Origin of the sequence: uncultured Photobacterium sp. (assembly GCF_947502415.1) — a bacterium.
Classification (GTDB): domain Bacteria; phylum Pseudomonadota; class Gammaproteobacteria; order Enterobacterales; family Vibrionaceae; genus Photobacterium.
In genome coordinates, this window is the sequence record NZ_CANMZV010000024.1 from 46,478 (window position 1) to 68,461 (window position 21,984).

The following is a 21,984-nucleotide window of genomic DNA, read 5'->3' on the forward strand; positions in this document are numbered from 1 at the left end:
TTTATATCCTCGTTTTCTCTTATCCATTACAATGAAAACCAGTTAGTAACCACGAACCCGGATCCCGATGAAAATTGATCTATCCAGCATGGTAACGGAAAGCCGTAATGCCGCCAGCCAGCAAATCGATACACTTTCGACAATTGAGATGCTAAAGGTCATCAATGAGGAAGATAAAAAGGTCGCGTTGGCGATAGAACAGGTATTACCGCAAATCGCTCTGGCAGTTGATGTGATTGCGGCAGCTTTTCAGAGAGGTGGACGATTGATCTACAGCGGAGCCGGAACCTCGGGTCGGTTGGGCATTCTGGATGCCAGTGAGTGCCCGCCTACCTATGGCACTAAGCCGGAGCAGGTTATTGGCTTGATTGCCGGTGGTCATCAGGCGATTTTCAAAGCGGTAGAAAATGCCGAAGATAATCGGGTGCTGGGGGCGGACGATCTTAAAACGTTGGATTTCAATCATAATGATGTTCTGGTTGGGATCGCCGCTAGTGGCCGGACGCCTTATGTTCTGGGAGCGATGGAATACGCGAAATCAGTCGGCGCAATAGTCGCTTGTATCAGCTGTAATCCACAAAGTGTGATGACTGAGAAAGCCGATATTAGTATTACGCCGGTCGTTGGTCCGGAAGTGGTAACAGGCTCTTCGCGCATGAAAGCTGGAACGGCACAGAAGTTGGTGCTGAATATGCTGACAACCGGAGCGATGATTCGAATTGGTAAAGTGTATGGCAACTTGATGGTTGATGTGGAAGCCACCAATGCCAAATTGGTTGAGCGCCAGAAGATGATTGTTATGGAAGCCACCGAGTGCAGCCGCGAAGACGCTGAGGCAGCCTTGATAGCGTGCAATGGTCACTGCAAGACTGCTATTGTAATGATTCTGGCTAAGTTATCGGCTAACGAGGCTAAATCATTGCTGGTACAAAACAACGGATTTATTCGTCAAGCCATTGCAGATAGTAACTAAGTTATTTTTAGCTCTTCGTCCTTAGATATAGGGAGAAGGGCTTTTAACTCTGTTCGAACCTCGAACCTCGAACCTCGAACCTAGGACCTAACATCCACATCCGTTTTAGGGGTACAGCAGCACGCTAGTGCCTTTCCTTCTTCCTTCTCACCCGGTAACAGACCTGGGACATCGGGTTGCTCGACTTCTCCCGATTCAATGCTCACTTTGCATGCGCCGCAGAAACCGGCACGACAGCTGTTAGATACGGATAATCCGGCATTTTCGGCCTGCTCTAGCAGGGTTTTCTGGTTATCTCCCAGGAATAGGTTGCCATCGAGGCTGATGGTAACAGTTTGGGTTTCCTCGATATTGCCTCTGGCTGGGCCGAAGGCTTCCTGATGGTAGTTGGTCTCATCGAGTCCGGCATTACGCAGTAGTCGTTTAGCTTCGGTCATGAAGGCGTCCGGGCCGCAGACAAACACTTGGCGCTCGGCAATGGCTGGTATGTACTTGAGGTGGCTTTCGGTAAGTCTTCCGCTCAGGCCATCCCAGTTTTCTTCCGGACGGCTGAGAACAAAGATAACTTTAAGCGGCGGGTACTTGGCGGCAAGAGCTGCCAGCTCCTGGCGGTATGGGATATCAGCCTGGCTACGGCACTGGTGGTGGAATACCACATCTCGTACTTGATCGTGGTCAGCAAGATAGCGCAACATGGAGATCATTGGTGCTATCCCGCTACCAGCTGATAGCAGAAGTAACTTATCGGTGTGAAGTCCCAGGTGGAAGCTACCGTCAGGCTTTTCCGCAACCAAAGTATCACCGACCTGAAGGTTGTTATGGAGCCAGTTGGAGACTCGACCGTCGCTGATCCGTTTGACTGAAATCGCATAGCGTCCAGGTCGTGACGGGCTGGAAGATAGAGTATAGCGGCGTGCCACATATTCACCGTTGATCTCGACCTGTAGTGGCAGGTGCTGACCAGGCTGGTAGGTAGGTAAAGTTTGCTGTTTGGCAGGCTCTAACCAGAATGTGCAAAAATCGCGTGCAATATCTTCACGTTCAACACAGGTTAGCGTCAGTTTGTCATCACCGTTATCTTCGTAGACTTCCTTGGGTTTGGTCTCCAGTACTTCAATTTTATCGCCGGCTTTAATCACACCTTCATTCAGGGAAACTAAATTTTGACCGAAGAAAACATCACCGGATTTGTCAGAGCGGAATTTCGACAAGGTTACTAATGGTTCTTTGAGCGGATGCGGTTCACCGGTTTCCGGATTAACGGTGGTCAGGATGCAACGAGCACAAGGCTTTACGGCTTCAAATTCCACTTCACCGATACGTACCCGTTTCCAGCTGTCTTCGGCAAAAGGTTCAGTACCGGAGACAACCAGGTTGGTACGGAACTGATCCATTGTATGTTTTTCCGTGCTGCGTTTATTCAGCGCTTCCAATGAAGCTTCGCTGATCACCAGTAACGGATAACCATCGGCGAAGCTGACATTTTGCTGGATCTTGCTACGAACACGGTTGGATTGTTCGCCGGTGTAAAGCAGGCGAACTTCTTGACCGATGATATGGCTGAACCAGGCATCGGCTTTTGATGATGTGGTGTAAGCACAGAAGGTGTCGTTCCAAACGGTGGCATCAGCTTCATTCATTGAGAAGTCGGCATATTTCAGAACGAGTGGCGACATGCCGGGAAAGCTGAGGCTCAGGCCGTCAGGCAGAAGTGTGGCGCTGACTTTTACCAACTGCGGATATTTCCGCGCGGTAATCATGCTGCCATCTTTTTTTGCCACCATAAAGCGACGATCGAAACATAAGCCTTGTTTTTCGACCCAACTTTTCGACAGGCTGAGTCCGCTGACAGATTTGACGGGGAAGACATTAATTTGCGACAAGTGCGGCGTTTGAGAAAGAACCGGTTTACCGGTAGGTGCTGACTGGCTCACTGTAACTGTCCTTGCTGAGTGTTGTTTTATTTCGACGCCTTATTTTATCAGAGCTTGGCAGATGGTGAGTGTTACAGGGCGCGTAATTTGAGTATTTAAGGCCAGGGTTTGAAGAAAAAGCCCCTGAAAAATAGTCTTTTAGCTAAAGACTTCTTAAGCAGGGGCTTGTAATGGTGATCAAGAGTTAGCGTTTATCTGTCAGTAAGAACAAGTTGCTCGGATTAATTGTCAGATAAGCATGATCAGCCAGGTTGGCATCAAACTGAGACGAGTTTAGTTGTAACAGGAGCTGCTGGTCGTGCCAACGTACCGAGACTTCGTACATTGATCCCATATATACTGCACTTTCAACGATGCATTGCTGGCAAGGTTCACCCTCGTGAGCTAACAAAATTGCCTCTGGGCGAACGCCGACCTGATAGCGGCCAGGCGCTTTGCCGTTAACAACATTCGGATCAGCCGGGATGCGATAGCCATTGATTTCAATATGCTGGTCATCGAAGTGCCCGGAGAAGATGTTTGCATCCCCCATGAAGTTTGCCATAAACATTGAAGCCGGCGATTTATATAGCTCGTCAGGTGAACCTTCTTGCATGATATCCCCGTCTTTCATCACGATGACGGTATCAGAAACCGCAAAGGCTTCAGCTTGGTCATGGGTAACATATAGCGACGTGATATTAAATTTTTGCTGCAACTCACGGATCGTTTCACGCATATTACGTCTCAGGTTTGCATCCAGGTTACTTAGTGGCTCGTCAAATAGCAGTACCTTTGGCTTTAGTACTAAGGCGCGTGCCAGAGCAACACGCTGTTGCTGGCCGCCGGAGATCTGATCAACAAAGCGATTGCCCATGCCTTCGAGATCCACCAATTTCAGGGCTTCATCTACCCGTTGTTTGATTTCAGCGGCAGGTAGCTTGAGCATTTTTAGGCCGTAGCCGACATTGTCATGCAGTGACATGTGCGGGAACAGCGCGTAGGACTGGAATACCATACAGATGTCACGGTGCTGAATAGAGGTGTTGGTAACATCTTCGCCGTCGATAAAGATCTGCCCGCTGGTGGGTTTTTCAAGACCTGCTACCAGACGAAGTACAGTGGTTTTGCCGCAGCCGGATGGGCCAAGGAGGGTAACCAGGCTGCCTTTTTTGATTTCGAGGTCAAGGTTGCCAATAACCGTGTTATCACCGAAGCGTTTGCAGACATTTTTTAGTACTACAAAGTTGTCATTTGCCATGAGGAAGTTCTCCATTTTTATTCTTGATTGTTGGCTTTTGAACGCGAGACACGGGCTTCGCCGACAAGGAAATCAAAAGTTAGGATGATGCCAAGCATCACGAAAATCAGGACAGAGCCGTAGGCAATGGCAATCCCGTATTCACCATCTTCCACCCGGTTAAGGATGTATGAGGTGGCAACGCGGGTTTCTGGCGTTACCAGGAAGATGATGGCACTGACGGTTGTCATTGCACGGACAAAGCTGTAAATCAGCGTCGACAGAATCGCCGGACGCAGCAGCGGGATAAGGATATGGATAATGGTCTTGAACGAGTTGGCACGCAGGCTCAGCGAGGCTTCGTCAAGCGATTTATCGAGCTGGCCCAGTCCGGCCACACCGGCACGGATCCCCACCGGCACGTTACGCATTACCATTGAAATAACCACAATAGCAGCGGTGCCTGTCAGATAAACCGGCGCATCGTTGAATGCCAGGATATAGGAAACGCCAGCAACAGTGCCCGGAACGGCGAAGCAGAGCATGGTGGCGAATTCGATCACTTTCTTACCGTGGAACTGCTGGCGCACCACAATATAGGCAATCAGCAGGCCGAATAAAGCAGTAATAGGCGCGGCAATACCGGCGTAAGTCATCGTGGTTATCAGCGATGGCCAGGCGCCTTCGCCCATACCAAGGCCGAACAGGTTAATGTAGTTATCCAGAGTCAGGCTGTAATCAACCCCCCAGTTAACGGTAAAACTGCCGTAAACGATGCTGCCGTAGAGCAGGACATTAAAGGCCATCCAGAAATACAAGGTACCTGAAACACCGTGCTTCAGTGTTGTCGGTAGTGGCTGGACGTCGCCACGGTAGGATTTACCCGAGATGGTGACGTAAGAGCGTTTGCCGATCCAGACATATTGGATCACAAAGATTGCAAGTGAGAACAGGAGCAATACGGCACCTAGAGTACTGGCTGATGCGTAGTCCAGTTGCGCTCCGGCGATATAGAAGTAGATTTGGGTTGCCAGAACATCGAAGCTGCCGCCAAGTACTAACGGGTTACTGAAATCAGCCAGTGACTGGACGAAGATGATCAGGAACGAGTTGGCCAGTGCTGGTTTTAGCAGCGGCATAACTATTTTGAAGAAAGTCTGGTAGCGGTTAGCTCGCAGGGTGTAGGACGCTTCTTCAAGGGACGGGTGTAGAGATTTCATTGCGCCGTCGAGGATCATAAATGACATAGGTGAGAAAGCCAGTACCTGTGCCATCCAGATCCCGGTGAAACCATAGAGCCAGTTAGTGTGCTGCAGACCGAACCAGTCAACCATTAGCTCGGTGATATAACCTGAGCGGCCAAGCATTAGGGTAACACCCAGGCCGACAACAAAGGGTGGTGTAACGATAGGAAGAATTGAAAAAATTCGGGCAATGAACGCAGAGCGCTTGGCTATACGGGTGGTGTAGATAGCGAAGATCAGGCCGAAGAAAGTGGCGGTAATACCAACAGATGTACCCAGGGTTATGGAGTTAAGAATGATCTGGATGATTTGCGAGCGGGTAAGAATGACGACAAATTGCCACATCACAAAGTTGCCCATTTCGTCTTCAAACATCGGGACGAAAATGGCAACACTTGGATAGATGATAAAAATAGTGATCAGCGAAACAATGCTGACCAGAGCTCCGATAACAAAGATATCACCGCCAAGGTATTCAAGCCGGGCAAGTGCCATCGTCAGGATACAGCCAAGAGCGATAAACAAGACAATGCTGGCATAGCCTAGCCCTTGTTCGGTGTGCCATGAGGTGAACAGGGTAAACAGCATACAGAAGCCGGTATAACCGATGTCGAACTGATGGCGTTTTCTGGCGTATTTGTTCTGAGCCTGAAGCGGTCGGATCAGCAGAGCCAATGGTAGGCTGAACCATAGCCATGAAATATTCATGCTGCTCCAGCCCATGGCCTCTTTGAATTCCTGCGAGGTTGATTCAAGCAGACCATAATCAAGGGCGAAGGAAGGCAGGAGCACGAAAGCCCCGACTAACGCGATGAGCCAGTAAAACACAGGATCGCGCCGTTCTGAACTTTGGAGCTGTCTTGACGGAATGTCAGCGGCTAAGTCATTCATTGTTTGATACCAATTATATTTGTTGGTGTGTTGCTGATTTCAGGGTGCACGAAGCCCCGAGAAATCATCTTGTACTTCTCGTGTGGAGCAATGAGCAGCTGTCAGCTGCTCATATTTCGGGTGAGACTGGCGGTTATTCGCCCATCTTGACGACGTTAACCCACTTGTTGATCAGGCGCTTACGTTCATCGGAAGAACCGTAGGTTTCCATGTCGTAGTTAATTAGCGAAAGTTTCTTCGGATCCAGTGCGTTAGGTGATTGCTCTGCGGCAGTATTGGTTAGAATTTGGAAGGATTTGCCTTTCTGCCATGCCAGCTGCTGACCTTCTTTAGACAGTACCCAGTCAACAAACAGCTTGGCGTTATCCATGTTACGGGCACCTTTGATGATGCTGACGCCGCCGATTTCGTATCCTGTACCTTCACATGGGGAAATCAGTTCAAGCGGAGCACCTTTAGATTGCTCCAGCGAGTAGTCATGCAGGAAGCCGATACCAATAGCGATTTCACCGCGTGCAGAGTTACGGGAAGGTGTCACACCGGATTTAGTGTACTGCGAAATGTTTTTGTCGAGTTGCTTGAAGTAATCAAATGCCTTGTCTTCATCCCAAAGCTGGATAAAGGTTGCCAGTGCGGTGTAGGCCGTACCAGAACTTTGCGGGTCAGCTATTTGGATTTCTTCTTTGTACTCAGGCTTGGTCAGGTCATTCCAGCAACGCGGAATTGGCAGGCCTTTTTCTGCAAGGCGTTCGGTGTTGACGCCGAAACCAAGGATGCCCATGTAAACAGCAGAGGAGTAGTTGCCTTTGCGTTTGGCCGGATCGCGGAATTTCTCCATGATGTTGTTCAGCTCAGGCGACTTATAGGCTGCCAGTAGATCCATTTCACCAGCCTGTGACTGTGGATCCAGAGTGCCGCCGTACCAGACGTCAGCGCGGGGGTTCTTTCTTTCGGCCTGGATTTTTGCCAGGGTGCTGCCCGATCCGTTACGGACAAACGAAGTTTTCACGTCATACTTTTCAGAAAAGGCCTTGGTTTCAGCTTCACACATGGCGTTGGTTGCGCTGCAGTAAACAACCAGACGACCTTGTGCCATAACCTGGGGAGCTGCCATGGCTGAACCAAGAATGCAGGCTGCAAGCAGGCTGCGTTTAGTTTTTGCTTTCATTATTATTTCCTCTGCTTTTTATTGGAGCCCGATGCCAGAGTTCACAGGTAGGAAACACCGGGCTTTTACCGCCACCTTGCGGTAAATCTTTATTCGCAGGCGAAACGGTAGCGGCAGGAGGAAAGAAAGCCCTGAATGCTATAACGCAGCTACAGTTCGCTGTTGTGCTTTGATGAAAGGCAGGATCAGCAGGCCGATAGAAGCGGCGGCCAGAGTGATAACGCTGAAGAAACCTTCCCAGCTAAATTGTTCGATAATCAGTGATACCGGATAACTGGCCAGTGCTGCACCAAGGTAGCCGAACAGGCCGACAAACCCGGTGGCCGTGCCCGCGACATCTTTGTGCGAACACTCGGCTGCAGCCATTCCAATCATCATTTGTGGTCCGAAGACAAAAAATCCGATAGCAAAGAAGCATCCTGACAGTACGGCAAAGTTGTCCATCGGTGTTAGCCATAATGCCGCGACGGAAATAAAAATCCCCAGTGCAAAAATCAGGTTCATCGGTGCCCGGTTACCGCGGAAGAAACGGTCTGAGCCCCAGCCGCCAAATAGTGACCCGAGAAAGCCGCCGACCTCAAACATAGAGACTGCCGTATTGGCGGTCAGCAGGTCGAAACCGTGGCGTTCGGTCAGGTATAGGTTGCCCCAGTCATTGACGGCAATCCGCACCACATAGACCAGCAAATAAGAACTGCACAGCAGCCAGATGTATTTATTGCCGACTACATACGTAGCCAGGATCTGGCGGAAACTGAGCTCTTTTCCTTCCTTCTCCTGTTGCAGCTCCAGCTCATCGTTGCGCCATTGCCCGATGGTTGGCAGCCCCATGGTGGAAGGCTTGTCCCGCATGTGGAAACAGAGCATCAGGCCAACCATGATCCCGACAGTTCCCGGGATGATAAATCCGTAACGCCAGCCCCAGTTGAGGGCGGCAAAGCCGATAAACAGTGGAACCAGCGCACCACCTAAGTTGTGGCAGGTATTCCATATCGACCACCAGAAACCCCGCTCGGAACGTGAGTACCAGGTTGTGAGCAGCTTGGCGCAGGGCGGCCAGCCCCAGCCCTGAAAAAAGGCATTTAAAGTCCAGAGCACTGCGAATACCGCCAGTGAGGAACTCATACCAAAGCAGATGTTAATCAGTCCGGTTGCCATCAGTCCCAATCCCATGAAATAACTTGGATTGGACTGGTCACTCACCATGCCTGAAATAAATTTTGAAATTCCGTAAGTGATGTAAAACAGGGTGCCGAGAAAACCGATATCGGAGTGAGTCAGACTGAGATCCGCCAGCATAGCCGGCATGGCGAAATTCAGGCTTTTGCGGGTGAAATAAAATACCCCGTAGCCGATATACATCGAGAACATTAAATGCAGCCGCCAGTGTTTATAGGTAGCATCAATCCGCTGTTTATCCGTTATTGTTTGTGCGGGTTGTGCTGATGTAAGAAAGCCCATCATGGCAGCACGTTCTCCTTGTTGCTGAATAGATAGTAAGTAATCGAATACAGAAATGAATGAGACAGGTTTTTAAATCCCTAGGAAAAATTCCTAGTTATCTTCACTGCTTGGTATTTTTGTGGGCAAGTTAACAATAAAGCGAGTTCCCTTTCCTGATTGGATGGAAAAGCTTCCCCCTAATGCGCTGACTCGTTCTTCGATGCCTCTAAGTCCATGTCCTTTAGTGCGCCAATTCTGCGGCAGGCCACGGCCGTTGTCGCGCAGTTCCAGGCTAAATGTGGTGCCGGGCATCAGGCTGAGCTGGATTTCGGTGGCTTGCGAATGTTTGCTGACATTATTGAGTAGCTCTTGGACGATGCGGTAGAGGGTGACAGCGGTAATGTCGTCGAGTTGGTGGTTGGCTATCCCGATATTAAGCTGGATATTAATCTGGCGTTCGGCAAACTTCATTTCATGGGCCAACTGGCGTAAGGCATTTTCCAGTCCCAGTTCATCAAGGATTTGCGGTCGCAGTTGGGTGAGCAACTGGCGGGTAGATCGGTGTATCCGCATTGAGAGCGAGTGGATAGCTTCGGCAATGTTTTTGGTGTTGTCTTCCTGCGTCGTACGGTCGGCCAGCATCGCCTGGATCTGAATAGCTGTGATGTTCTGGCCGATCTCATCATGCAGTTCGCGGGCAACGGATTTGCGGATATTTTCTTCAACCTTTACCAATTGGCGGGCGAGTTGCTGTTTATTGTCTAACTCTCGGGCCAGCTCGCTGTTTACCATTTGTAATTGTTGTGCAAGCAGGTATTGACGACTGATGGCAATGCCAAGACCCAAGCCAACCAAGGCCTGGGTGGTGATAAAAACTTTCAGTTCCAGGTCGCTGGAAAAAGCCCCCGATAACTGGCGGGCACTGGTAAGCAATATACTGTTCATCACTGCCGCCAACACGCCGCCTTGCCAGCCATAGCGGTAAGCCATGAAGATATTGGGGAGTAACATGATCAGTAAGACCAAAGGCTCCAGCTGTTCAAGCAAGAAGAGTTCGGCGGCAAGTCCGAAGGTGAAAAAGACCATGGCCCACAGCAGGGCTGAAGGGCGGATGGTGATTTCTTGATGGACTAAGACTGGACTTAGTGGCACCCATGTTTTGTTGAGGTAATCGTAAAGAAGGTAGCAGAAAGGAGCCAGCAAGATCCCGCCGGTAACGGCAGTAATTGTGCCGGAAAACGCGTAACCGACAGGAAAATCCAGAGGTTTACTGAGTAATAATATTACCAGCCCGATTGCCAGCCCGTGTACCTGGACTAATGCGACAAGTGCAAGTAATCGTTGCCAATAGGTTTTTAGTTGCTGCCAGAAGCTGGCAAAAGGTAGGGCCAGAAAATAACCGATAAACGGGCTAAGTAGCAAAAGCCAATCATGAGGCTTACCATCGAGGGTGGAAAGCAACCAGCCACAGATAACCAGTTCACAGCCAAGGAACAGGAGCCAGAAACGGCGTGGTGTCAGTACTTGTATCGCCAGTTTTAGCCCGGTTGGCAGGAAAAGGCCGGCGAGGAGCAAGTCAGGTGACAGATAGCTGCTGATACTCCAGAGGCAAAACCAGCTGATAGTGAACAATACGCAGCTAAAGGCGGACGAAAAATAACGGCCCGCAATATGGTGACGATGATTCATTATTCGACCAGTAATTTGTGTTGCAGCGCAAAGCGGATCAGTTCAACGTTATTGGATAGGCCGAGCTTGCCGAGAATATTGGCACGGTGGACATGGATGGTTTTGTGGCTGATTGCCAGCTCAGCCCCGACTTCTTTTACACCTTTTCCTTTGATCAGGTGGTTGAATACTTCACGCTCCCTTTTTGTTAGTTCGTCAAGCTCCTTAGGTGCGGCAGGTGCGTTGCTAAGGTTAAATAATGCATCGGCACAGAGGTAACGATCACCGGCAGCCACAGTACGAATTGCCGTGACCAGCTCGCCGGGTCCACAGCGTTTGGAGAGATAACCACATGCTCCGGCTTCTATCGCCTTGCTAACAAAGGAGGCGGAATCATAAATACTGAGTATAATTGCTCGAAAATTCGGATTATTTTTTCTTAGATGTTCGAGCAGGCTCAGGCCGCTTTCATCTGGCATGGAAATATCAATAACCGCTACATCAACTTTTATGTGTAAAAGAGCGGCGAAAGCCTCTTGGGCAGAGCTGTACTCTCCTTTAACTTCAATATCATGCTCGACATTGAGTAGCTGAGCAAAGCCGGAGCGTACCATAATATGGTCATCGACCAGGGCGACAGAAATCATTTCCACATCCTTTGTTATTGAATAATTCGCTGTTAAATGATTTGGCGGATTTTCGTTGTTCTGAGGGGCTGTGATTATCGTCGCGAAAACGATTTCGGATCCAGTGGCTACGTCGCAAAAAGAGTGAGCTGTCATTAAGTTATTTCATTTTTTCTCCCTTTTATTCTCCCATCTATTCATTCCTCATTATTTTTCGCTTGTCACTAGCCGTTACCAGAGTTGACTAAATGTGAACTAAATGTTGATTGTTTTTTGACCTGAATCAACTAAAAGCTTTATTACCACTTTGGAGGTATGCACAGGTCATATCATTGGTATTAACAATAGATTAAGCCCTTCTTTTTATAAGTGTTCTAAAAGTCTAAATTGTGGTTAATCAGATAGATGCAGCTTGTTTAACTGTTTCTGGAGCAGATGATCCAATGTGGGTTTATGTGGAGTGGGGTAGTGGGATACCTGAATGGGAGTACTCAATTTATGGATGAATACCATGTCTGTAGCCTGTTTGTACTGGCTCTGGAAGATCAGAGGGAGTCTGTGAAGCTGGCTGTAGAGAAGCTGGAGGGTGCAGAAGTACCGGTATGCAATGAAGTTGGAAAGATGGTGGTGGTGCTGGAAGGCGATAGCAAGGACGGGCTTGTCGAACGTTTCAATAAAATCAAATTATTGCCCGGTGTGCTTGCGGTTACCTTGGTGTATCACCAAGAGGATGGGATATCTGAGCTAAAGGAAGCGAACAATGACAGTCAGTAGACGTAGTTTCTTAAAGGCTAATGCAGCTGCAGCTGCCGCGGCTGCCGCAGGCCTTACCTTACCTGTGTCTGTCGCTCAGGCAGCAGGTGAGGACAAGGAAGTGAAGTGGGATAAGGCGCCTTGTCGTTTTTGTGGAACAGGCTGTAGCGTACTTGTTGGCACACAAAATGGGCGGGTAGTGGCATCGCAGGGCGATCCGGATGCACCGGTTAACAAAGGACTGAACTGTATCAAAGGCTATTTCCTGCCTAAGATCATGTACGGGAAAGACCGTTTGACCCAGCCATTATTGCGTAAAACCGATGGTGTTTATGACAAAAACGGTGAATTCATCCCGGTCAGCTGGGATGAGGCTTTTGATGTTATGGCTGATAAGTTCAAGCAGGCATTGAAGGCAAAAGGGCCGACTTCTGTGGGTATGTTTGGTTCCGGTCAGTGGACCGTTTGGGAAGGGTATGCGGCGGCAAAATTGTATAAAGCCGGGTTCCGTTCTAACAATATCGATCCTAATGCCCGCCATTGTATGGCATCTGCCGTTGTTGGGTTTGCCCGTACTTTTGGTATGGATGAACCGATGGGGTGTTACGACGACCTGGAACAGGCCGATGCTTTTGTGCTGTGGGGGTCCAATATGGCGGAAATGCACCCCATTCTATGGACCCGCCTGACCGACAGGCGCTTGTCGTCCGATAAGGTAAAAGTTGCGGTGCTCTCGACCTTTACCCACCGCAGTTATGAGTTGGCGGATAACCCCATGATTTTCACTCCGCAAACCGATCTCGCCATTCTGAATTTTATCGCCCACTACATTATTTCTAATAACAAGGTGAACAAGGAGTTCCTTGAGAAACACGTCAATATCCGTAAAGGCGAAACGGATATCGGATACGGCCTGCGTCCGACTCACCCGTTGGAAAAAGCAGCCAAGAACCCGGGAAGTAAGAAATCAACGCCGATGTCGTTTGACGAATATGCCAAGTTTGTCTCGACCTATACCGCGGAATATACCTCCGAGCTGTCTGGTGTGCCGGTTGACCAGCTCAATGACCTGGCAGAGCTTTACGCCAATCCTGATGTAAAGGTTGTCTCTTACTGGACCATGGGCTTTAACCAGCATACCCGTGGTGTCTGGGCCAATAATCTGGTTTATAACATCCACTTGCTGACCGGAAAAATATCCAAGCCTGGTTGCGGGCCATTTTCTCTGACCGGTCAGCCGTCAGCGTGCGGTACGGCTCGTGAAGTCGGTACGTTTGCTCATCGTCTGCCTGCTGACATGGTGGTGATGAATCCTAAGCACCGTGAGATGTGTGAAACTAAGTGGAATATTCCAGCAGGGACTATTCCGCCGAAACCTGGCTATCATGCTGTGCTTCAGGACAGAATGCTTAAGGACCGCAAGCTCAATGCCTATTGGGTGATGTGTAACAACAATATGCAGGCCGGTCCTAATATCAATGAAGAACGTCTGCCCGGATACCGGGACCCTGAAAACTTCATTGTCACCTCTGATCCATACCCGACCGTTACAGCAATGGCTTCTGATCTGATTTTACCGACAGCGATGTGGGTTGAAAAAGAAGGGGCTTATGGTAACGCAGAGCGTCGAACCCAGTTCTGGCATCAACAGGTATCGCCTCCGGGACAGGCAAAATCGGACTTATGGCAGCTGATGGAGTTTTCAAAGCGCTTTAAGGTCGAGGAAGTCTGGCCGGCAGAACTGATAGCTAAGAAGCCGGAACTGAAAGGAAAAACATTGTTTGAAGTGCTGTATAAAAACGGCAATGTCGACAAGTTTAACCTGGATGAAATTCCTGCCGATCAGCTGAATGATGAGTCCCGCGATTTTGGTTTCTATGTACAAAAGGGGCTGTTTGAAGAGTACGCCTACTTTGGCCGCGGACACGCCCATGATTTGGCGCCATTTGATATGTATCACCAATCGCGAGGGCTGCGTTGGCCGGTGGTCGATGGTAAGGAGACTCTGTGGCGTTATTCCGAAGGCTACGACCCTTATGTGAAAAAGGGGGAAGAGTTTGCGTTCTATGGCAAACCGGATAAGAAGGCGGTGATTTTCGCTTTGCCTTATGAGCCGCCAGCCGAGTCACCGGATAAAGAATATGATCTTTGGTTATCAACCGGGCGGGTTCTGGAACACTGGCATACCGGTTCGATGACTCGTCGAGTGCCTGAGTTATACCGTTCATATCCGGATGCGGTGGTCTACATGCACCCGCTGGACGCCAAGGAACGGGGGCTGCGCCGTGGGGATGCGGTCAAGATCATGTCTCGTCGCGGAGAGGTATTGAGCCATATTGAAACCCGTGGACGAAATCGAGTACCGCGGGGGTTGCTCTTTATGCCGTTCTTCGATGCCGGGCAGCTGACAAACAAGCTGACACTAGATGCGACGGATCCGCTTTCTAAAGAAACCGACTTCAAGAAATGTGCGGTGAAAGTGGTTAAAGCGTAACGGACAGGAACAGAGCGATGAAGATTCCGCGCGTAAAAATTTCTGACAGCCGACGACGTTTCCTGCGGGATGCGGTGCGAACCGCGGTAGGTGTCGGTACAGCGGCAACAGTTCTTGGTTTGCAGACAAAGCAGAGCCAGGCGGATGATGCCGGTGTGCCAATCCGCCCGCCAGGAGCGCTGGATGAGCCGGATTTTCTGCAGGCTTGTTTGCGCTGCGGTTTATGTGTTCAGGCATGTCCCTATGACACGTTGAAGCTGGCAACACTGCTCTCGCCGGTTGCTGCCGGTACGCCGTATTTTACGGCCCGGCAAATACCGTGCGAAATGTGTGAGGATATTCCTTGTGTCGTTGCGTGTCCTAGTGGTGCTCTCGATCCTGCAATGACTGATATTTATCAGTCCCGTATGGGAACGGCGGTGCTAATAGACCATGAAACCTGCTTGAATTGGCTTGGACTACGCTGTGATGTTTGCCACCGGGTTTGTCCGCTTATTGATGAGGCGATCACTCTCGAGCCGATTCGTAATCAGCGAACGGGTTATCACGCTAAGTTTATCCCTACGGTTCACTCCGATGCCTGCACCGGTTGTGGCAAGTGTGAGGAAGCCTGTGTGCTGGATGAAGCTGCCATTAAGGTGGTGCCAACGGCACTGGCAAAAGGCCAGATGGGACAGCACTACCGGTTAGGATGGGAAGAAAAAGCCGAGCACGGAGGTAGTCTGGTACCGGAAGAGCTGACGCTGCCTGTCCGCAAGCCTGGTAACACAGGGGGAGGTCAGTAATGGCTAAGCGCTTCGTGAAAAATCATGCGAAAGATGCCGGTAAAGCTGCCGTGAAGTCGTTGGGCTGGTGGAAGGCACACCGTTTTCTGCTGCTTCGCCGCAGTTGCCAGCTACTGATCATCGGGTTGTTTATGGTTGGGCCGACATTGGGTGTGATGCGCGGCAATCTGTCATCAAGCACTTTGTTTGACACTATTCCCATGACAGATCCGCTGCTCTTACTGCAAACCGTGGTGGCCGGTCATTTACCAGAGCTGGCCGCGTTGCTGGGTGGGCTGATTGTGGTGGCGTTCTATGCCGTAATCGGTCCTCGCGTCTTCTGTGGTTGGGTTTGCCCGCTGAATATGGTGACCGACTTGGCTGCCTGGTTAAGGCGAAAGCTGGGGATCAGAGTGAGTTACAGCTGGTCTCCCCGTTTGCGGTATTGGCTGTTAGCCGTTTTGCTACTGGGTAGTGCGGTATCCGGCACCGTATTGTGGATCTGGATTGATCCTGTGGCTGCGTTACACAGGGGACTGGTTTTCGGTATGGGCGCAGGCTGGATCCTGATCCTGATGGTGTTTCTGCTGGACTTGCTGCTAGTGGAGCACGGATGGTGCGGGCACTTGTGTCCACTCGGGGCTGCCTATGGCGTTATTGGCCGAAAAAGCCTGCTGAGGGTGACTGCAACGAATCGGGAAGCGTGTAATAAGTGTATGGATTGCTTCAATGTCTGCCCCGAGCCGGAGGTGTTACGCCAGCCTTTGAAGGAAGGTGATCGCCGGGTCATGAGTAAGGATTGTATAAGCTGCGGGCGCTGTATCGACGTCTGTTCCGAAAGGGTATTGGAATTTAAAACAAGAATTGGAGCCAAATATGAAGGGTAAGTTTGTTGTGTCTGTGCTGCTCGCAGCCTGTTTCAGCGTTGCGGCCTTCGCCGAGGTTACCTCGTTACGCGGCGATCAAGCAATTGAAGAAGGCAACGAGGTTGTGAGTATTAAGCAAGTGCCGAAAAAACAGGAACGATTGGCACTAGATTATGTCAACCAGCCGCCATTGATCCCGCACTCTACGGATCAGGTGCAGATCAATCCGAGCAACAATGGGTGTCTTCAGTGTCATGATGTTGATAAATATCGTAAATCCGGAGCTCCCCGCGTGAGTCCTACGCACTACATGGATCGTGATAATAAAGTGTTGGGTGATATTGCCCCACGTCGCTATTTCTGCTTGCAGTGCCATGTAACGCAAGTTGATGCGGCGCCATTGGTTGAAAATACCTTTCAGCCTGCTGGTAAATTCGGCGAATAGGGAGGGTGTATGGGGATTAAGCTACCGGGCTTTATTCAGCGTTTTTGGAACTGGTTCAGGAAACCGAGCCACTTTGCAATAGGCAGCATCCTGATTGTCGGTATTATTGTCGGTATTGTTTTCTGGGGCGGATTTAATACCGCAATGGAAATGAGTAATCAGGAAAACTTCTGTATCAGTTGCCATGAAATGGAAAACAACGTTTATCAGGAGTACGTCGGGACAATTCATTACAACAACCGTAGTGGCGTGCGGGCAACCTGCCCTGATTGCCATGTACCCAAAGAGTGGGCACCGAAAATGGTTCGTAAAATCCAGGCCAGTAAAGAGCTTTATGCCAAGGTGTTGGGTTTAGTCGATACGCCAAAAAAGTTTGAGGAGCACAGGTTTGAAATGGCTTCCCGGGAATGGGAGAGGATGAAGGCAAATGACTCGCAGGAGTGTCGAAATTGCCATAATTTTGAGTACATGGATTTTTCGACCCAGAAGCCGGTTGCCGCTAAGATCCATGATGATGCAGAAGATCAGGGGAAAACCTGTATTGACTGCCATAAAGGTATAGCGCACCAGTTACCTAAGGGGCATAAGGTTGAAAAAGCGATCTAGCTAATTATTTGATCAACAAAGCATGTTGAGTTGATGTCATATTTAATGCCTTTATCCCTGACTGAGTAATCGGCCAGGGATTTTTTTATTGATGTATTAAGCCCGTAAATATGTGTCGGAAGATTGTCCGTATTTTTAACAGGTTCAGACATGGTTTTTCTGAAGATGAGGTTTAATTCGTTATAACTTTGGCATTGAATGAGGAAGTAGGATGTCTCAATTTTGGGGTGTTTTTGCTCAATTTGTTTGATGTGCGTTCGGTTGCCTACATGATGGTGCTTTTTTGTGATTTAGGCTCCAGCTTTTGTGGGAGCGATCAAGTCATCTCAGTGAGTATTGCGTTACCTTACGCCCAAGTTGTCCTATTTTTATCCATTATGAGTTTGGTAATGTCTATTAACTGATTGTGATGATTTGCCTGTGAATTCTAAAGTGAACTTAAATGAAATGTTATTGATTGAGTCCCAGTATGGTGTTGTTATCCATCGGGATTTTAAGCCGCTTTATGCGGACGATAACTATGCGCATTATTTTGGCTATGAGAATGGGCAAGATATTCTGGCAATGGCGAGTATTTTACCGTTGATTGCTCCGCAGGAGCAGCAAAATGCGATGGCATCGTACCGTGCTGTGATGTCGGGAAAAGGCCGGCCAGGTGTTCGGACTTATAAGAATATCGATAACCAAGGTAATGAGCTCATTGTCCTTTCGGTCGATCATGTTGTTGATTGGCAGGGGAAGCCCGCCATGCAGGTGACAGTTATCGATCTGAGCCATCATGTTGAAACGCAACGCCAGCTTCAGGCGAGCGAAGAGCGTTATCGTGCTTTGGTTGATGGTTCGATCCAGGGAATTTTGGTTCATAAGAATTTTAAGCCTTTGTTTTGTAATGAAGCTTATGCACGAATGCAGGGCTTTTCTGATGCTCAGGCTTTAATGGAACATGATTCGATTCTTCCGCTGATTGATATGGAGCATCATCCACAGGCATATAGTGATAACAGGCAGTTGCTTTCCGGTGAAAAAGAGATGATTAAAACCGAAGCCAAAGGGGTTCGAACAGATGGTTCGACTGTGTGGTTGAGCTTGTTGTCACGGCCTATTTTATGGAATGGTGAGCGAGTAGTTCAGGTAACCGCGATGGATATTACGGAGCAGCAAATGCTCCGGGAACGGCTGGAGCATCGCGCAAATTTTGACGGGCTGACCAATTTGCTGAATCGCCGTGCCACAATGGAACTGCTGGAAAAACAGTTTGATTATGACAAGCGTAACGGTAATGCCATGTGCTGTATTTTGATTGATTTTGATGATTTCAAATTGATCAATGATCGGTATGGTCACCACGTTGGTGACCTGGTACTGAAATTGTTTGCCAAAACCTGCAAAAAGAGTGTTAGGAAAAGTGATTTTATCGGGCGCTGGGGCGGTGAAGAGTTTGTAATGGTCTTGCCCCGAACGGAGATTGATCAGGCTGCATTTATCGCTCGGCGTATTTCCAATACTATCCGTGAGCTGAGGATTGATGCCGGTGAGCAAAACGTGAGTTTTACCGTTAGCATGGGGGTTGCCGCCATGGCCGAGAATACGGAATCAGCCGAACAGTTGCTTAATGCTGCCGACAAAGCGCTTTATCAAGGTAAGAAACAAGGTAAAAGTTGCGTAGTGATAGCAGCTTAGAAGTTCATCATGTTGAAAAAATATTTACAGAGGGCTGATTGCTGGTAGCAATCAGCCCTCTGTCGTTTTACATAACGTTCGTTTTTTACATTTATATTTTGGGCTTTATTCCTTAACCACCGCCTTTTGTGCTTTGGTCAGTTTGCCTGTAAACCGAATTAGTGACTCCCGGTTAAGCAAGTTCAGGAATGCATTGAAGGATTTAATTTGATCTTGTCTGATGGTCTGCTCCGGAATGGCTAATTCAGTTGATACAAGGAGTTTTCCGTCAGGTGTCAACGCAGTTTGCCTGCGCATTGTTCCGAAGTCGTTTTCAAAGTTCAGGATGGCCGGAGTGTTAGATATTTCCCAGATCCCTTGGGTGTCATATTTGTATTCTGAGTGTATTTTTAACCCGGCAAAGTGTTCATCGGAGTGCTTATTTGACAGGCGCATCATTTCCAGTTCGTCTTTCAGCCAGGCATCGTATTCATCGTAAGTCAGGCTATTTTTGGTATTGAGAAATGGGTTGATTTCGGCGTCAGAATAGACAACCAAATTTGGTGCCATTTTGTTCAGGTCCGGAATATTAAATACTGGCTCGGTAAGTGTTGAAACCTCATTATGATACTGGGCTGTCAGCCACTCTGTTTGTTCTTTGGCTGTTTTATTCAAAAGTAGTGTGCGCATTGATGAGGCATACACGCCATGATATTGGCGTTCCTGCCGCTCATTTTGCCCGCCATCGCTTCTGAACGTGATTTGGGTACTGATATCCATTTCCCAACGATAGCGGCTGTTGGTGATGATGGTCGGCATTTGTGCCGGCTTCAGTGGTAACGCAACTTTGTTCTGTATCCATGACGGTGTGTATTTCCAGTAGGTATCTTTATCGGTCGCGTCCAGGCAATACTGGGAGCCTTGGCGATCAAAGCACACCACTACGTGATCAAAATATCTCATGGTTGGGATGCTCAGCACATTTGGTGCCGAGCGATTGGTTGCAACTAGCGTCAGATAGGACTTAATGCCGATACGGCGAAGCAGCTCCGATAACAGCATTGACTTGTCTTTGCAGTCGCCGTAACGGTTTTTGATTACAGATGCGATGCTGTGCGGAGTGATGGCATGGCCAAGTTCAGACATGGAGACATAGCGGATATCTCGCGCTACGAATTCATGAAGGCGGCTGATTTTCTCATCAAGGTTTTCTTCACTGTCAGTAAGGATGCGTTCTAGTAGTTCCTGAACCCCTGATGTGTCTTTGAGTGCCTGGGACATCGCGGTATTAGAGTTATCAATAACCTGCTGCCAGTTTTGTAGTTCGCCGATGGTTATTTGGCCGATATGATCTCGCCAGCTGATATTGGCGTCATTCTCAAACGCCGGGATGTTTGAGCCAGAACAGCGAAGGCGATTGGAGCTTCCTTCGCATTCGACATCGCGACTATTTGGTGACCAGTATAATTTATGGTCTGCAGGCCACTGTATTGATAGTTCAAAGGTGGTGATTGGGTGATTACGCTGTGAGAAAAATACTTCAGACCAATCGGCTTCCTGTTTGCTGCGATCACGCTCAATTTCATACTCGAGCACGGTTAAGCTGCCATCTGACAGGCCGGGAATAGTAAGGACTACTTCTTTACTGTCGGAAAAACTACGGTAGCTGTCTGTATCCAGTAGTTGCGCAGAGGATGGCGAAAGTGATGTGACAACGCCGTTTTTGTCGACTGATGCGGCGGACAGTAGCGTCAGTTTTTCCATTTTCTCGTTGAAGTAAATGGAATGATCGCCATGGTTTTCGATATCACGAGCGGTCGGGTAGTACCATAATTCACGTATGTGCTGGATAACCTTATTTTTTTTGAACTGGATATCATTGGCCAGCATTACCAAGGTTACTTCATCCGGGCGGTTTTTCTGGCCGCGGTAAGCATCTGCAGTATCTAAGAGCCTGCCGCTATCTGACAGTTTCCATTTTATGGATTCATTGGCAACGGCCTGATTTGCAGCTAGTAAGACTGTAAGGCTGCAAAGTAAGCAAGGCATTATTTTCATAGCGGCTGGAACTCCTTCGCCATCTGTTTGAAGTTGGCGGCGTGTTCAGGAAAAGAATATTTCGGAGCAGAGATATAGCCGATCAGCTCGTAAAGCTCATCGCCATGTTCAAATATCGTGATGGTGTTGAGTTGGGGAGCACCCAGAGACTTACCTTCACAGCTGACATAAGTAATGACATTTATTCCGTTTGGGGTCAGTCTTCGCTCTTCCCGGCAGCGATTGCTCGGCTCCTCAGTCTCAACCATTTGAATGCGATCCTGTACCCTGCCGCTCAGTGACTCCTGATTAGTATATTTGAAAACGACAAAGTAAGAACCTTCGATTTTTCCAGCCAGTTCAAGCTCCGCCTCTCCGTCTGAAAAGCTGCCGATTTCGACTTCACGCCAGCCGGAACCATGAATTGGGAGTTGGTAATGGCTCTCTGTAGACGCATAAATGCTATGGTCCGGTAACGGTTTGATTTCTTCGAGTAAGTAAGGGGAAACGGACGAGTAAATAGCGATTGTCAGAAAAATTGGAAACATAGGAATAATAACTAGCCACTCTTTCCAACTGTAGCCGGATGATTTTCCTTTGAATTGAATATTGTCGTATTTTTGGGCACATTTTTGTTTGATAGCGTTAAAGCGTTGACTGAGTGTGCAGAACAACCCGGACCAGAATATCAGGGCGATGAAGTCTACCCATCTTGGAAAGGCAAATTTGGACGTGACCCAGAACAAGGTTGTAACTGAGATGACTGCGACAGCCCATAACCTAAAAGTGTTAACTGAATAGTTGATACCAAATTTGGTTTCGAGCTTTTTAAGGTGCTTGTTAAGGGCTGGAAATGCGAAGAACTGGACAACAACGAAGTTGGGAACAAACAGCCACAACCAAGGCTTAAAAGGTTGATTAGTTAACAGCTTAAGTTCTTTTATTCTGGCAACCAGCCAAAAGCAGGTATAGATACCAAAGGTACTGAAGTGCAAGAAGAATTCCCACCAGGGAGAGCGTACAGTGCGAACTTCAATTTTTTGGGATGAGGTGTCTGAATCTGGCTGATGAACCTGCTGGCTGTCTGATGTCGGAATCAGTGCTGCTGTCCCGCTTTCTGTAGCAGTGGTATCAGGCTGTGATGGTGCGTTGTGAGTCATGGCGAGCGATAGGGCCTTAAGCAAGAAAGTGCTA

The 21,984-nt window shown here is 48.8% G+C and carries 17 protein-coding genes; 8 read left to right on the forward strand and 9 right to left on the reverse strand.

Translation table 11 applies throughout. The features are described 5' to 3' along the window. The first annotated feature begins 67 nt into the window (after positions 1 to 67). The gene (gene murQ / locus Q0852_RS19705) at positions 68 to 973 is read left to right on the forward strand and encodes an N-acetylmuramic acid 6-phosphate etherase (RefSeq protein ID WP_299021103.1); all 906 of its coding nucleotides are present in this window, start codon (positions 68 to 70) and stop codon (positions 971 to 973) included. A gap of 80 nt (positions 974 to 1,053) precedes the next feature. Here the strand turns inward: murQ and Q0852_RS19710 are convergent, their stop codons facing one another. The 7 genes from Q0852_RS19710 to Q0852_RS19740 form a co-directional block, all read right to left on the reverse strand. Next, complete coding sequence (locus Q0852_RS19710) at positions 1,054 to 2,907, reverse strand: hybrid-cluster NAD(P)-dependent oxidoreductase (protein ID WP_299021105.1); 1,854 nt, start codon at positions 2,905 to 2,907, stop codon at positions 1,054 to 1,056. A 184-nt stretch (positions 2,908 to 3,091) separates the two neighbouring features. Continuing rightward, positions 3,092 to 4,147 (reverse strand): ferric ABC transporter ATP-binding protein, encoded by a 1,056-nt coding sequence (fbpC, locus tag Q0852_RS19715; RefSeq protein ID WP_299021107.1) that lies wholly within the window; start codon positions 4,145 to 4,147, stop codon positions 3,092 to 3,094. Positions 4,148 to 4,164: 17 nt separating this feature from the next. Then, entirely contained in the window at positions 4,165 to 6,261 is a 2,097-nt protein-coding gene (locus tag Q0852_RS19720) for an iron ABC transporter permease (protein WP_299021110.1), read from the reverse strand. Between the two features lie 133 nt (positions 6,262 to 6,394). After that, entirely contained in the window at positions 6,395 to 7,429 is a 1,035-nt protein-coding gene (locus Q0852_RS19725; protein ID WP_299021113.1) for an ABC transporter substrate-binding protein, read from the reverse strand. A 138-nt stretch (positions 7,430 to 7,567) separates the two neighbouring features. Further along, positions 7,568 to 8,893, reverse strand: a complete 1,326-nt coding sequence (locus Q0852_RS19730) for an MFS transporter (protein ID WP_299021115.1) — start codon at positions 8,891 to 8,893, stop codon at positions 7,568 to 7,570. A 90-nt stretch (positions 8,894 to 8,983) separates the two neighbouring features. Next, a complete protein-coding gene (gene uhpB / locus Q0852_RS19735; protein WP_299021118.1) occupies positions 8,984 to 10,561 on the reverse strand; it encodes a signal transduction histidine-protein kinase/phosphatase UhpB in 1,578 nt (525 codons plus the stop codon). Continuing rightward, positions 10,561 to 11,187 carry a response regulator gene (locus Q0852_RS19740; RefSeq protein WP_299021120.1) on the reverse strand — a complete coding sequence of 209 codons (627 nt, stop codon included), beginning with the start codon at positions 11,185 to 11,187 and terminating at the stop codon, positions 10,561 to 10,563. The genes uhpB and Q0852_RS19740 overlap by 1 nt, the downstream gene beginning before the upstream one ends. Before the next feature lie 447 nt (positions 11,188 to 11,634). Here Q0852_RS19740 and Q0852_RS19745 point away from each other — a divergent pair, with 447 nt between their 5' ends. From Q0852_RS19745 to Q0852_RS19775, 7 genes are all read left to right on the forward strand, one after another. Beyond that, positions 11,635 to 11,940: a chaperone NapD gene (locus tag Q0852_RS19745; RefSeq protein ID WP_299021123.1), complete on the forward strand. Its 306-nt coding sequence runs from the start codon at positions 11,635 to 11,637 to the stop codon at positions 11,938 to 11,940. Further along, positions 11,927 to 14,413: a nitrate reductase catalytic subunit NapA gene (gene napA, locus Q0852_RS19750; RefSeq protein ID WP_299021127.1), complete on the forward strand. Its 2,487-nt coding sequence runs from the start codon at positions 11,927 to 11,929 to the stop codon at positions 14,411 to 14,413. Before Q0852_RS19745 ends, napA begins: the two co-directional genes overlap by 14 nt. 17 nt (positions 14,414 to 14,430) lie before the next feature. Further along, positions 14,431 to 15,198, forward strand: coding sequence for a ferredoxin-type protein NapG (gene napG, locus Q0852_RS19755; protein ID WP_299021129.1), 768 nt, complete (start codon positions 14,431 to 14,433; stop codon positions 15,196 to 15,198). Further along, positions 15,198 to 16,064: a quinol dehydrogenase ferredoxin subunit NapH gene (gene napH / locus Q0852_RS19760; RefSeq protein ID WP_299021130.1), complete on the forward strand. Its 867-nt coding sequence runs from the start codon at positions 15,198 to 15,200 to the stop codon at positions 16,062 to 16,064. Before napG ends, napH begins: the two co-directional genes overlap by 1 nt. Then, complete coding sequence (locus tag Q0852_RS19765; RefSeq protein WP_299021132.1) at positions 16,054 to 16,488, forward strand: nitrate reductase cytochrome c-type subunit; 435 nt, start codon at positions 16,054 to 16,056, stop codon at positions 16,486 to 16,488. Before napH ends, Q0852_RS19765 begins: the two co-directional genes overlap by 11 nt. Positions 16,489 to 16,503: 15 nt before the next feature. After that, entirely contained in the window at positions 16,504 to 17,094 is a 591-nt protein-coding gene (napC, locus tag Q0852_RS19770; protein ID WP_299021152.1) for a cytochrome c-type protein NapC, read from the forward strand. Between the two features lie 420 nt (positions 17,095 to 17,514). Continuing rightward, positions 17,515 to 18,774 (forward strand): sensor domain-containing diguanylate cyclase, encoded by a 1,260-nt coding sequence (locus Q0852_RS19775; protein ID WP_299021133.1) that lies wholly within the window; start codon positions 17,515 to 17,517, stop codon positions 18,772 to 18,774. A gap of 105 nt (positions 18,775 to 18,879) precedes the next feature. Here the strand turns inward: Q0852_RS19775 and Q0852_RS19780 are convergent, their stop codons facing one another. Next, positions 18,880 to 20,811 (reverse strand): DUF3857 and transglutaminase domain-containing protein, encoded by a 1,932-nt coding sequence (locus Q0852_RS19780; protein ID WP_299021135.1) that lies wholly within the window; start codon positions 20,809 to 20,811, stop codon positions 18,880 to 18,882. Continuing rightward, the gene (locus Q0852_RS19785) at positions 20,808 to 21,950 is read right to left on the reverse strand and encodes a hypothetical protein (RefSeq protein ID WP_299021138.1); all 1,143 of its coding nucleotides are present in this window, start codon (positions 21,948 to 21,950) and stop codon (positions 20,808 to 20,810) included. The genes Q0852_RS19780 and Q0852_RS19785 overlap by 4 nt, the downstream gene beginning before the upstream one ends. Positions 21,951 to 21,984 lie beyond the last annotated feature (34 nt).